The organism is Boseongicola aestuarii, assembly GCF_900184815.1.
GTDB classification, from domain to species: domain Bacteria; phylum Pseudomonadota; class Alphaproteobacteria; order Rhodobacterales; family Rhodobacteraceae; genus Boseongicola; species Boseongicola aestuarii.
This window is the reverse complement of the sequence record NZ_FXXQ01000007.1, coordinates 19,868-31,760: the sequence shown is the minus strand read 5'-3', so window position 1 is coordinate 31,760 and position 11,893 is coordinate 19,868. Positions and strand designations below refer to the sequence as shown.

The window sequence follows — 11,893 nt, the reverse complement described above, 5'->3', positions numbered from 1 at the left end:
AAAAGGGCATGTCGGCAGAACGTCGGTATTACGTCGGTATCACGTCGGTGCATGCGTTCGCGGCTTTATGCTTTGGTTAATGGTTGCAGTCTCGGATGGGCGTACATTTCGTTGAACGCCCAGTCCGGATCGTCCCACGAGATCATTTTTCCGGGGTTCAAAAGACCCTTTGGATCGGATTCTTTCTTGAAATTGAGCTGTCTGTCATCGACCGTTTGGCGACCGCCTTCTTCAAGCGTGTAACGGTGCGGGTTGAAAATCATCGCGCCCGCGTCCTCATGAAGTTTAATGATCTCATTGAGGCGTTCTTCAGTGGTGAATTTCACCAGACTGAGACCGGCAAAAATCACGCGGCCGCTTTCCCGCATCACTTCGAGATGCTGCAGGACCTCGGGCGAAAAGTCATCGCGCATCTTTTCGACAAGCTTGAGGGAATTCGGATGGCCGTAGCGGACCTGAAGGTAGGTGATGGACGGATCGACCTTGAGGGCGCGTAAAGTGGTGTGGTTCCAGCCATATTCGAAAACAGGGCCGGGGCCGCGCTCCCAATTGTGATCGTCATTGCGGTAAATGATGGTGGCTTCGGGGCGTCTGCCAGCAAAGGTCAGAAAGCCGTCCATCGAGTGCGGTGCAACCATCAAGCCGACCAGGTTGGTACCGGGTTGGACATGGGGTTTGACCCGTTGAAAGTAGTCGTGCGCGATCGGCGCTTCGAAAACTGTCGCGAGTTTGATGAGAATGCCGTCTTGATTGGCAAGGTCTTCACTGAAGCGCGCGGCGTCCATGAAATCGTGGAAAGTGACGAACATTTCGACCCAGTCATAGGCGGGCGCGAGGGGCATTTCGACTTCGGTAATGATGCCGTTGGTGCCGTAGGCATGGCTGACGCGCGCCAGTTCTTCGCCGGTGAATTCGACGATGCGAGGTTCGGCCTCCATCGTAACGACGCGTAGGCGAATGATGTTTCCAAGGTCGCGCAGCGCGCCCCAAGTGCAGGACCCCACGCCGCCTGACCCACCCGCTATGAAGCCGCCGATGGTGGCGGTCGCCCAGGTCGACGAGAACATGCGGAGCTCTTGGCCGGAGTGCTCACGGGTCGCCGCATCGACATCTTTCAGTAGGACGCCCGGTTCGCAGATGACGCGTCCGGGGTGTATTTCGCGCACTTTGTCCATGTGGCGCAGATGCATGACGCAGCCGCCTTCAAGGGGCATGGCTTGGCCGTAATTTCCGGTGCCCGCGCCGCGTGTCGTCACGGGAACGTCGTGTTCGTAGCAGACCTTCAGGATTTCGATGACTTCAGCCTCGTCCTTGGGACGAACGACGAAATCGGCTGTCACGTGGTCGAGGCGATTTTTCAGGACCGGGGAGTACCAGAAGAAATCCCGGCTGGCGGCTTTGATTGCGACGTCTTTTTCCTCAACGTCGAGATGGGCAAGGGCGGCCTTGGCGGCGGCTATGTTGGCTTGCATCAGGTGGTCTCCATCAAGTGGTCGAGGTCTTTGTATTCGGGGAGGGTGGTGTCGATTTTTACGCCGTTCCTCAGCACCATCCGGTCGGATTGCGGCCGGGAGTAGAGTTCGGTCCAGTCGCGGGCATTGCAGATCACGAGATCGGCGGCAGCGCCGGGCGTTAACGAAGATGAATCGATGCCCATGGCTTTGGAAGGGTTGTCGGTGAAGGCTTTTGGCCAGTCGAATTCGGAGTGGTCGAGGTGGCCGATGCGGGTGGCTTGGCGCATGACTTCGATCATGTCCAGATCGCCAAATGCATAGAAGGGATCGCGGGTATTGTCGGAGGCGAAACTGACGTTGATGCCGCGCGCCTTCATTTCGTGGACCAGCGTTATGCCGCGCCCGCGGGGGGTGCGACCTGAGTGACGATCCTGAAGATAGAGGTTGCACATCGGCAGGCTGACGATGTTCAAGCCAGCCTTGGCAACAAGGTCTAATGTCTCCATTGCACGGGCTTCGTTCTGAGTAGAAAGCGAACAGCAATGGCCGACGGTGACCGGTTTATCCCAGCCGGTTTCAAGCACGGTTTCGGCAATCAGTCGAAGGGTTTCGCTGTCGGGATCCATGGTTTCGTCACTGTGGAAGTCTACCTCGAGATCGCGATTTCCGGCGAGCGTAAAGAAGTCTGTAAGTCGTTGTTTCACATCGGGAACAGGGTAGGTGACCATGCCAAGGACACCACCGTGTTCGGCGACGATGTCGGCTGTTGAAGCGTAGTCAGCGGCGAGGTTTTCGAAGCTATCGCAACCAACGAGGCTGGCGGCTTGAAGGTCGATTTTTCCAGCCCATTTCGCGCGCAACTGGCTGAAGACGGGCCAGGAGATGCTGTCTTGCGGCGGAATAGAATCAATATGTGTGCGGATCGCCTTGGTGCCGTGGGCATAGGCACATTTCAGAGCGAATTCCATGCGCGTGGCGACGTCTGTTGCGGACCAGTTTGCGGCCCTGTCGTCGCCGACTGCTGTCAGGGCGCCGAGGAAAGTTCCGTCCAGGTTGGAGGCGCGGGGCCAGATGTGGCCCTTGTCGAGATGCGTGTGCATATCGGCAAAACAGGGAAGCACCATAGCGCGTCCCATGTCGATCTGAAGACCGCCGGTATCAGAGATTTTGCCGTCTTTGATATGAAGGTAGGTGGCTACCAAGTCCTCCGGGCGGCCGATAAAGCAGCCCGGAACGGTAATATTCATTAATGTGAAAGCCCGTGCGTTCGGAATTTCCTGCATCAGACTTCCCGTTTGATGGCGCTTTCATGCCATTTACGCAATGCCATGTGGCTGATGAAGCTGAGTGTCGCATAGATGAAGACGCCGGTTATGGCGATCAGGAAGAGGGCTGCGAACATCCGGGGGATGTTGAGGCGGTAGCCGGCTTCGAGGATGCGGAAGGCGAGGCCGGAACCGATTCCGCCGGTGCCCGCGACGTATTCCGCAACGACCGCGCCTATAAGACTAAGGCCTCCGGCGATGCGCAGACCGCCGAGGAAGTAGGGGAGCGCGGAGGGCAATTGCAGGAACCGAAGGCGTTGCCAGCGCGAGGCGCCATAGACTTTGAAGAGGTCGCGCAGGTTATGGTCGGCCGAGTTCAGGCCCATTGTGGTGTTCGACAGGATCGGGAAGAAGGCGACGATCCAGGCGCAGATCAGAAGGCCCGCGAGGCGGCTGTCGACGTAAATGAAGATTAACGGCGCGATCGAGACTACGGGTGTCACCTGAAGAATGACGGCGTAGGGAAAGAAGCTCATTTCGATCCAACGGGACTGGGTGAAGAGCACGGCAAGGCCGACGCCTCCGACAACGGCGATGGCGAGGGCTCCGAGCGTGATCTGAAGCGTGACGAGCAGGCTGTCAAAGAGGATTGCCCAGTCTTCTACAAGCGCCTGCAACACCCGTCCGGGCCCGGGCAGGATGTAGTGAGGCAGTTCATTCCAAACGACAATTCGGTCCCAAAGCCAGATCGAGAGCGCGATGACGAGGATCGGCAAAACCCAGCGGCCAACCTTTTCGTTGCGACGCCGACGCGCACGGAGTGCTTCTTCCTCGTCGATCTGGGGAAGCTCGGCGATGGGGTCTGCGATGGTCATATGTGTTCTTCCATTGCGTCGCGCAGGGCGTCAGATGTGGCCCGGCAATGGGCAACGTATTCAGAGGATGTGCGGAATTCCTCGCTGCGCGGGTAAGGTTCGTTGACGTGCAGTTCGTGGATGACGCGGCCCGGACGGGCGGCCATGACGACGATACGGTCCGACAGAAAGACGCTTTCAAAGACCGAATGTGTAACGAAGACGACGGTGCAGCCGATCTTGGATTTCAGTTCGAGAAGGTCGTTGTTCAGCTTGAAACGGGTGATCTCATCGAGAGCGGCGAAGGGTTCGTCCATCAGGATGATACGGGGATGCGTGACCAGCGCGCGGGCGATGGAGACGCGCATTTTCATGCCTCCCGAAAGCTCACGTGGGTACGCGTCGTGAAAGTTTTCGAGGCCGACGAGTTCGAGGGCTTCGGCGATATCTCCGGCCACCGAGGCGCGGGATTTGCCTTGCAGGCGGAACGGCAGCCAGACGTTATCGGCAACCGTTGCCCACGGCATGAGCGAGGGTTCCTGAAACACCACCGACAAGGCGCCGGGGGTCTTGTCGACCTGCCAGCGAATTGAGCCGGACGTGGGATGGATGAGGTCTGCGATCAGACGCAAGGCGGTGGACTTGCCACACCCCGACGGTCCTAGGAGCGATATGAAATCGCCGTTGCGAATGTCGAGAGACATGCCTTTCAGCGCGACGACATCACGCCCGAATACCTTGTCGATATTCTTGAGCGAAAGGATCGGCGCGCGGGCGGCAAAAGGCACCACCCCGGACGAATCCGGGGCGGTTTTAGTGGTTGCAGTCATCAATTACTCATGAGGCTGGCTTTAACCCCAAGGGCGACGCCGGTATTTGAAAACTCGGTACTGTAGATGCTTGCGATATCGAGGCCGGCTTCAACGACGCCGACTTCAACCATCTTGTTGTAGAAGCCTTCAATGGTCTCGGCAGTCATCGCACCGATGCCGGCTTCAAGCGCGTCGCCGGAGTCGACGATCCCGTATTCCTTCATCTTTTCAATGGAGAATGCGATCTGCTCGTCCGACATGTCGGTGTTGTCGGCTTGAATCAACGCATTTGCCGCCGATGGATCACCGTAGAGGTAGTTGGCCCAGCCGATGGCAGAACCTTCGACGAAACACTTAACGACTTCGGGGCTTTCATCGATGGTGGATTGCATGGTTTCGACCGTGGTGGCGTAGGTCGTGAAGCCCGCGTCAGCCAAAAGCCAGATGTCCGGTGCGAAACCGCCTTCACGTTCGATGGCGAAGGGTTCGGACGTGATATAGCCCTGCTGCGCCGAGTTTTCATTGGCGATGAACGGGGCCGGATTGAAGGTGTAAGGCACACGCTTTTCGGCATCAAAACCGTAGTCGGCCATCATCCACTGATAGAAGCTTTGAAAGCCGTTATCTCCGATGATGAGTGTTTCGAGGTTCTTCAGGTCTTCGAAGCTGGACGCCTTGCCGGGGTGGCTAAGCAGCACCTGTGGTTCTTTTTGGAAGTGGGCCGCGACCACTTTCATCGGGATACCTTCCTTGGCGGCCGAGAAGGCCTGCAGCAGGTTGCCACCCATGTGGAAGTCGATCTTTCCGGCCAGCATTTGGGCTCGGTTGTTCACTTGTGGACCACCCGGCGCGATGGTGACGGACAGGCCGCAGGCTTCGTATGTGCCGTCGGCGATGGCCTGATAGTAGCCGCCGTGTTCAGCTTGGGCGACCCAGTTTGTGCCGAAAGTCACTTCGGTCAGATGGCCGCCTGCGAATGCAGTCGAGCCGGCGAGCGCAGCGATTGTCGCTGTGGCGATTTTGAGTTTCATGGGATTCCTCACCTCCAGGTTTTTATCTTTAGCCATTTGTGAGGAGACGCAGCGGGCGTCCAATTTGCATGCCGCCGCGACGGCCCCCCTCGGGCGTCTTCGCACAATCATTACTCACCTATGCGCGATTCGCCCATCCTTTGAGCATCGGGCGGGTGCAAAGTTTTGAGCTTGCGCCGGTTTTTGCGACGTTGCAGCCTTGCGGAATGAGAGAATTGAACCCCAAGACAATCGCGCCGCCTTTTGCTCGATACGCCCATGGCGTCGAGGTGCCGGCGGGGTATGCGCTGGTTTTCACCTCCGGGCAACTGGGAGTGTCCGAAGGCGGATCGGTGCCCGAGGACGCGGACGCGCAGGCAACTATCTGTTTCGGCAATATTGATGCAATACTGGGCGAAGCGGGCGCGACGCGGGCGGACGTGGTAAGGATCAATGCCTTTGTGACGGATCGAAAATATATGGCTGGATATATGGCGGCGCGGGATCGCTGGCTGGCGGATGTCTCGCGGCTTCCGGCGTCGACGTTAGTGATTGTGAACGGCTTTACGCGGGCCGAGTTCAAGGTTGAGATCGAAGTGATCGCAGCCGTGCCTGCGGCGCGTGCATGAGGGTGCGGGGATTCAGATTTGGCTGAGGGCTGGCCCGTGGCGCGGCCCGGTCGGCGGATCGGACTTTTGGGAGGGTCATTTGATCCGCCCCATGCCGGGCATCGCCATATCACGCTTGAGGCGCTGAAGCGGTTCCAGCTTGATGAGGTCTGGTGGCTGGTGTCGCCCGGTAACCCTTTGAAAGAAAGGGGGCCTGCGCCCCTGGAGGAACGGATGACTGCGGCGCGTTTGGTGATGGATCATCCACGCGTTCGCATCACTGACCTGGAGACGCGGCTGGGAACGCGCTATACGGCGGCGACGCTGGATGCTTTGCAGCGGCGGTATCCGGGCGTGTCATTTGTGTGGCTGATGGGAGCGGACAATCTGGCGCGGTTTCATCGCTGGGACCGCTGGCGGACGATTTTCGAGACGGTGCCTCTGGGAATTTTGGCGCGACCGGGGGATCGGATTTCGGCGCGGATGTCGCCTGCTGCGCGACAATTTCGCTCGGCGAAGCTCAGGGCTCGGGAGGCTGGGGTTCTGGCGGATTGCGAAGCGCCGGCGTGGTGCTTTGTCAATGTGCCGATGAAGCCGATTTCGTCGACGGCGCTGAGGGCGGCGCGGGCGGCACTCGCGACAAATTGAGGGGAAGTGGTCACAAAATCGCCTTGGACGCGCGCCAAAACACTTGTGTGAACGTCGTGGTCGCCGGATAACTTGGGTATGATGAATTCCCCCTCTCGCCGTGCAGTTCTTGCAGGAATGGGCGCTGTCGCGGGTCATGCCGCTTTGGCCGAAGCGCCTTTGACGACCGAACGCCCATTGCCGCGTGGAGTCGTGGTACCCCGCGAGGGGCGAACGAACGCGCTTGTGGCGAATTCAGGCGTCAACGGGGCGGTGACATTCGCGCTGGCGGACGCCGAAACCGGCGAGATGCTGGATATGCGGCAACAGGGACGTCCGATGCCACCTGCCAGCACATTAAAAGCGGTGACGTCGATTTACGCACTGGACCGCCTTGGGCGTGATTTTCAATTTGAAACCAAGGTATTGGCGGACGGTAAGATCGTAGATGGTGAGCTGCGCGGCGACCTTTGGCTGGTGGGTGGCGGTGATCCGACGCTGACCAGTGACGGCTTGGCTGACCTTGCAAAAGCCGTCGCCGAGGCCGGGATTTCGCGGATTTCGGGAACGTTTTTCGTCTGGGCGGACGCGCTGCCGCGCTCGGATCGGATCGATTCCGATCAGCCTGACGTCGTGGCGTATAATCCGTCCTATGGCGGACTGAATTTGAACTTCAACCGCGTGCATTTCGAGTGGATCCCCGATGGCGACGAGATCGAGATCACGATGCAGGCACGGGCTTTGCGGTTTTCGCCGGAGACGAACGTGGCGCGGATGCGTATGGTCGATCGGCCGGGGCCGGTTTACGAATACAAGAAAGGTCTGCAGGCCGATTACTGGAGCGTGGCGCGCGATTCACTTGGGAAAAAACCGGGGGCCAGATGGCTGCCAGTGCGGTTTCCCGCGCTCTATGCAGGAGATGCCTTCAGGGCGGTTGCGCGCCTTCAGGGGTTGAAGCTGCCGTTCCCGGAGGTGGCACAAAACCCTGCTGTCGGACGTGTTATTGCTTCGACGTCAAGCGAGAAACTGGAAGACGTACTGACCGGAATGATGCGCTATTCGACGAACCTGACGGCCGAGGCCGTAGGCATGGCGGCGAGTCTGGTGAATGGCGTGCCACTGGCGAACCTGATCGGGTCCGGATCGCGGATGGCGGGCTGGGCTCAGATGCGTTTTGGCACCCGGCGAATGACGTTTCGCGATCATTCTGGCCTTGGGTATGACTCGGAGATCAACGCACAGGACATGGTCGATATCTTGCGGCAGGGGCAGGACTGCGAAGGTCTGATGAAGTCCCTCGCCATCGCGGACCCCGGACGCACGGACGGCAAGCCAATGGAGGGCGTTTCGGCGGTCGCCAAGACGGGAACGCTGAATTTCGTCAGTTCGCTTGTCGGATATATCTATACCAAGAGTGGCCGAAAACTGGTGTTTGCGATCTTTACCGCTGACAAGCAGCGTCGGGATTCCATTCCGACGGAACTGCGGGAGCGCCCGCCGGGTTCGAGAAGCTGGGCCAACCGTTCACGTCGTTTGCAAAAAGGTCTGCTGGCCGAGTGGGCCGAACAATTCGAACGCGCTTAAACCGTCATGTGGCGTGCGCGGGCGCCGCGCTCGATGGCAGCGGCGGCAAGGCGGTCAATGTTCAACTGGTGGCGCATTTCTTCGAGAAGTTGAAGTTCGCTCTCCAGAACCCTGCCGTCTGCGACGGCCACGTCACATGCCATGGCATAGGCAGTTTCGAATAGGCGCTCGGGAAGCGTCGTGCGCACCACTTCCCATAAAATGTCGAGACCGTCTTCGTCTGCATAGAGATCGAACACGCCGTTCGAGATGTCTTTCAGCCGAGACATGTCGAAGTCCGCAAACGCCGGCAGGTGATTGATGATGCGCTCGATCGTCACAAGTTCGGACGTACCGATCCTCTCGTCAGAGGCAGAGATCGCGATCATGAGGGCCACAAGCGTGTCGGCGGGCGAGTAGTCGTTTGGATGCAGGGACAAAAGCCATTCCTTTTTCGGATTTCCCACTGAATTTATTGACGACACAGGCCGCCCGCAATAGGTAGCGGTGCTTGCGTCGCGGGTTCGTGGCGATTGGGTGAAGGAAAATTGAGATGACGGCTCTTGAAGATGCGGCAATGACCTCGAAGGCCTGGCCTTTCGAAGAGGCGCGTCGTCTTTTGAAACGCTATGAGAAGGCGCCACCCGAGAAGGGTTATGTTCTGTTTGAGACGGGTTACGGCCCGTCCGGGCTGCCGCATATCGGGACATTCGGTGAGGTTCTGCGCACAACCATGGTGCGGCGCGCGTTTGAAGTGCTGTCGGATATTCCGACACGTCTGATCTGTTTTTCCGATGACATGGATGGCTTGCGCAAAGTCCCGGATAATGTGCCGAACCCGGAAATGCTGGCGCAGCATTTGCAAAAGCCTCTGACGCGGGTGCCGGACCCTTTTGGTGAGTTCGAGAGCTTTGGGCACCACAACAACGCCATGTTGCGGCGATTTCTGGACACCTTCGGTTTCGACTACGAGTTTTATTCCGCAGCCGAGTTTTATGCGTCAGGGCAATTCGATGAAACGCTGCTGAAGGCCTGCGAGAAGTACGACGAATTGATGGCCGTGATGCTGAAAAGCCTGCGTGACGAGCGGCAGCAAACCTATTCGATTTTCCTGCCGATTTCGCCGACCACGGGCCGGGTTTTGTACGTTCCGATGAAGGAAGTGAACGCCAAGGACGGTACGATCACCTTCGATGACGAGGACGGAACCGAGACGACATTGCCGGTCACGGGCGGCAACGTGAAGTTGCAGTGGAAGCCGGATTTCGGAGCGCGCTGGGCGGCATTGGGCGTGGATTTCGAGCCTTACGGTAAAGAGCATGCACCGAATACGCCAATCTATTCAAGCATTTGCCGCGTTCTTGGGGGCAGGGCGCCCGAGGTGTTTACCTATGAGCTTTTCTTGGACGAGATCGGCCAGAAGATTTCCAAGTCGATGGGCAACGGGATTTCGATCGATGAGTGGCTGACCTATGCCTCATCTGAAAGCCTGTCGTATTTCATGTATCAAAAGCCAAAGACGGCGAAGCGGCTGTTTTTCGACGTGATCCCGAAGGCGGTGGACGAGTATCATCAGCAGTTGCGCGCCTATGCGGATCAGGACGTGACAGCGCGTCTGGCAAATCCGGTTTACCATATTCATGGGGACGATGTTCCGACCTCGACCATGGTTGTGCCTTTTGCGATGCTTTTGAATCTGGCGTCTGTTTCGGGGGCCAAGGACAAGGGTGCGCTTTGGGGCTTTATCCAAAGGTATGCGCCCGAGGCGACGCCGGAAACTCATGCGGATCTGGATGCGGCTGCAGGCTTTGCCGTGCGGTATTTCAATGATTTCGTGGCCCCGACACGGGAGTTCCGTGTACCAAGCGATATCGAACGTGCCGCGCTTGTTGATTTGCGCGGTCGCTTGTCGGAATGGGACGGCGGCCTCGATGCCGAAGCGTTGCAGTCGATGGTGTTTTCAGTAGGCAAGGATCATGGTTTCGAGCCGCTGCGGGATTGGTTCAAGGCGCTTTATGAAGTGCTTTTGGGCGCGTCACAGGGGCCTCGGTTTGGTGGTTTCATTGCTCTCTACGGGGTGCCCGAAACGATCGACTTGCTGGACCGTGCTTTGGCTGGTGAATTCGCTTAGCGCAGAAAATTAGAACCAAATCGTTCTTTCTTTCGTAATGATTATTGAGATCATGCGAACAGGAGGACGATATGCGTCGATTGGTTTTTGCGATTGCGTTTTGGATTGGCTGGTCCGGGTCGCTGTTTGCAGCAGAGGTCTTGCCGTCCGAACCCGCGATTGAAGGCACGATCCAAAGTCAGATCGAAGCATTTCAGGCGGATGATTTCGAAGGTGCCTTTACGTTCGCGTCGCCCAATATCCAGACCATGTTCCGCAGCCCGGACAATTTCGGCTCGATGGTCAGGAATGGATACCCGATGGTTTGGCGCCCCGACGAGTTGAGGTTCCTCGAACTGCGCGAGATCGCAGGAAACCTTTGGCAAAAAGTAATGATCCGAGACGCAGCGGGGACGGTGCATATCCTTGATTATCAAATGATTAAGACGCCTGACGGCTGGCGTATCAACGGCGTGCAGCTGCTCAGAGCCCCCGACGTCGGTGCCTGACGCGTTGAGCGTACGTATGGTTTATGGCGGGTTAATACTCGCCGGGTAAACCCAATGCCCGATGCCGGGGACTGTCCCGGCCTATTCACAAAAGTCGCGTTTGGTCTTTCCGGCGGAAGGTCCGCTTCCGCATTCTGCGTGGTTTTTGTCGTTTTGAAAGGGCGCGAGAATGAACAAAGCGATCACCGATTGTTTGCACCTGATGTCGTGTTTGCGGCGAATACATTCAACAGTATCGGTCAAAACACTATTAATCCCGTTACGTTACAGTTCGATCAGTTGTCGGTCGCCTCGACCTGAACGCTGGATGTCTCTGGGTATTTGCCGTTTGGCGGACGTGCGCGCGAAGTTGTGTCAGTGGTTGCCGAAGGTGCAATTGAGAACGTGGGGGCAAGCGCCGTCCATGCGATGCCCAACGTGACGACAGAGGTCGGCCCCGGGGGCGGTGACGTTGCATTGACATGGCCCGAACCGGTGAAGGGACGCGTGCAGGTGACCGCGCGCGTGGATCGCCCGATCTGAATTCTGAAGTTTTGCAGGGGGCCGGATTGCCGGCCCCTTTTACGTATTAGGACTTGTTGAGCCCTTCGGCTGTTCCTCCTGGTGGTGTTAATGAGTGTAAATCACCTGCTGTCAGCCTGAATGCTTTGCCAAATCCACCGTTCAGATACCCTTGAAGCGGCGCCAGTCTGATGAAGTGAAAGTCGGTGAAGTCGATATAGAGTTTGGCTTTTGGTTGGTGGGCAAGATAGCGCTCAACGCGGTCCTGTGTCTTGTCGACGCAGGCCGCGCGCACCGACAGCGTGAGACGGGGATGCGTCAGTGGGTCACCGCGCGGGCCGGGTTCTCCGAGGAGAAGCGAGGCGGAGTCGTGCTTGCGTAAACATCTGGTATGCAGAGATAGATCTGAAACAAGCGTGAGAGGGCAACCGTCGTCGTCCGTTGCAATCGCGACGCGTGTCACCAATGGATTGCCATCTTCCAGAACGCCGAGCGCGCCGAAGTACGCGCCATCGATGATGGTTCGTGCCAGGGTGCGCGCTTCGGTATCGGTGGGTCGGATTGGGTCAATCGCCATGGT

At 58.0% G+C, this 11,893-nt stretch carries 13 protein-coding genes; 6 read left to right on the top strand and 7 right to left on the bottom strand.

Features of this window, described 5'->3' with window-relative positions:
* Positions 1–65 precede the first annotated feature (65 nt).
* From BOA8489_RS10875 to BOA8489_RS10855, 5 genes are read right to left on the bottom strand one after another with little or no spacing between them, the layout of a single operon-like run.
* The gene (locus tag BOA8489_RS10875) at positions 66–1,472 is read right to left on the bottom strand and encodes an FAD-binding oxidoreductase (protein ID WP_093974062.1); all 1,407 of its coding nucleotides are present in this window, start codon (positions 1,470–1,472) and stop codon (positions 66–68) included.
* Complete coding sequence (locus tag BOA8489_RS10870; RefSeq protein WP_093974061.1) at positions 1,472–2,737, bottom strand: cytosine deaminase; 1,266 nt, start codon at positions 2,735–2,737, stop codon at positions 1,472–1,474. The genes BOA8489_RS10875 and BOA8489_RS10870 overlap by 1 nt, the downstream gene beginning before the upstream one ends.
* The gene (locus BOA8489_RS10865; RefSeq protein ID WP_093974060.1) at positions 2,737–3,594 is read right to left on the bottom strand and encodes an ABC transporter permease; all 858 of its coding nucleotides are present in this window, start codon (positions 3,592–3,594) and stop codon (positions 2,737–2,739) included. Before BOA8489_RS10865 ends, BOA8489_RS10870 begins: the two co-directional genes overlap by 1 nt.
* The gene (locus BOA8489_RS10860; protein WP_093974059.1) at positions 3,591–4,403 is read right to left on the bottom strand and encodes an ABC transporter ATP-binding protein; all 813 of its coding nucleotides are present in this window, start codon (positions 4,401–4,403) and stop codon (positions 3,591–3,593) included. Before BOA8489_RS10860 ends, BOA8489_RS10865 begins: the two co-directional genes overlap by 4 nt.
* Complete coding sequence (locus BOA8489_RS10855) at positions 4,403–5,479, bottom strand: ABC transporter substrate-binding protein (protein WP_245813784.1); 1,077 nt, start codon at positions 5,477–5,479, stop codon at positions 4,403–4,405. The genes BOA8489_RS10860 and BOA8489_RS10855 overlap by 1 nt, the downstream gene beginning before the upstream one ends.
* A 143-nt stretch (positions 5,480–5,622) precedes the next feature.
* Here BOA8489_RS10855 and BOA8489_RS10850 point away from each other — a divergent pair, with 143 nt between their 5' ends.
* The 3 genes from BOA8489_RS10850 (at position 5,623) to dacB (ending at position 8,214) form a co-directional block, all read left to right on the top strand.
* The gene (locus BOA8489_RS10850) at positions 5,623–6,024 is read left to right on the top strand and encodes a RidA family protein (protein ID WP_093974226.1); all 402 of its coding nucleotides are present in this window, start codon (positions 5,623–5,625) and stop codon (positions 6,022–6,024) included.
* An 18-nt stretch (positions 6,025–6,042) separates the two neighbouring features.
* Positions 6,043–6,651 carry a nicotinate-nucleotide adenylyltransferase gene (locus tag BOA8489_RS10845; protein WP_093974057.1) on the top strand — a complete coding sequence of 203 codons (609 nt, stop codon included), beginning with the start codon at positions 6,043–6,045 and terminating at the stop codon, positions 6,649–6,651.
* A gap of 78 nt (positions 6,652–6,729) precedes the next feature.
* Positions 6,730–8,214 carry a D-alanyl-D-alanine carboxypeptidase/D-alanyl-D-alanine endopeptidase gene (dacB, locus tag BOA8489_RS10840; protein WP_141138276.1) on the top strand — a complete coding sequence of 495 codons (1,485 nt, stop codon included), beginning with the start codon at positions 6,730–6,732 and terminating at the stop codon, positions 8,212–8,214.
* On the opposite strand, the gene BOA8489_RS10835 is transcribed toward dacB, so the two are convergent.
* Entirely contained in the window at positions 8,211–8,633 is a 423-nt protein-coding gene (locus tag BOA8489_RS10835; RefSeq protein ID WP_093974055.1) for a tellurite resistance TerB family protein, read from the bottom strand. The genes dacB and BOA8489_RS10835 overlap by 4 nt on opposite strands.
* Before the next feature lie 113 nt (positions 8,634–8,746).
* On the opposite strand from BOA8489_RS10835, the gene BOA8489_RS10830 reads away from it, so the two are divergent.
* The 3 genes from BOA8489_RS10830 (at position 8,747) to BOA8489_RS10815 (ending at position 11,334) form a co-directional block, all read left to right on the top strand.
* A complete protein-coding gene (locus tag BOA8489_RS10830; protein ID WP_093974054.1) occupies positions 8,747–10,324 on the top strand; it encodes a lysine--tRNA ligase in 1,578 nt (525 codons plus the stop codon).
* Positions 10,325–10,395: 71 nt separating this feature from the next.
* Positions 10,396–10,812, top strand: a complete 417-nt coding sequence (locus tag BOA8489_RS10825) for a DUF4864 domain-containing protein (RefSeq protein WP_093974053.1) — start codon at positions 10,396–10,398, stop codon at positions 10,810–10,812.
* Between the two features lie 321 nt (positions 10,813–11,133).
* Entirely contained in the window at positions 11,134–11,334 is a 201-nt protein-coding gene (locus BOA8489_RS10815) for a hypothetical protein (protein WP_093974051.1), read from the top strand.
* A gap of 46 nt (positions 11,335–11,380) precedes the next feature.
* Here the strand turns inward: BOA8489_RS10815 and BOA8489_RS10810 are convergent, their stop codons facing one another.
* Positions 11,381–11,890 (bottom strand): HugZ family pyridoxamine 5'-phosphate oxidase, encoded by a 510-nt coding sequence (locus BOA8489_RS10810; RefSeq protein WP_093974050.1) that lies wholly within the window; start codon positions 11,888–11,890, stop codon positions 11,381–11,383.
* Positions 11,891–11,893 lie beyond the last annotated feature (3 nt).

Excerpts from the sequence above, each read along its gene's own strand:
- BOA8489_RS10865 (WP_093974060.1), bottom strand. The coding sequence starts at position 3,594 with ATGACCATCGCAGACCCCATCGCCGAGCTTCCCCAGATCGACGAGGAA.
- BOA8489_RS10810 (WP_093974050.1), bottom strand. The coding sequence starts at position 11,890 with ATGGCGATTGACCCAATCCGACCCACCGATACCGAAGCGCGCACCCTG.
- BOA8489_RS10870 (WP_093974061.1), bottom strand. The coding sequence starts at position 2,737 with ATGCAGGAAATTCCGAACGCACGGGCTTTCACATTAATGAATATTACC.
- BOA8489_RS10875 (WP_093974062.1), bottom strand. The coding sequence starts at position 1,472 with ATGCAAGCCAACATAGCCGCCGCCAAGGCCGCCCTTGCCCATCTCGAC.
- BOA8489_RS10850 (WP_093974226.1), top strand. The coding sequence starts at position 5,623 with ATGAGAGAATTGAACCCCAAGACAATCGCGCCGCCTTTTGCTCGATAC.
- dacB (WP_141138276.1), top strand. The coding sequence starts at position 6,730 with ATGATGAATTCCCCCTCTCGCCGTGCAGTTCTTGCAGGAATGGGCGCT.
- BOA8489_RS10860 (WP_093974059.1), bottom strand. The coding sequence starts at position 4,403 with ATGACTGCAACCACTAAAACCGCCCCGGATTCGTCCGGGGTGGTGCCT.
- BOA8489_RS10825 (WP_093974053.1), top strand. The coding sequence starts at position 10,396 with ATGCGTCGATTGGTTTTTGCGATTGCGTTTTGGATTGGCTGGTCCGGG.
- BOA8489_RS10830 (WP_093974054.1), top strand. The coding sequence starts at position 8,747 with ATGACGGCTCTTGAAGATGCGGCAATGACCTCGAAGGCCTGGCCTTTC.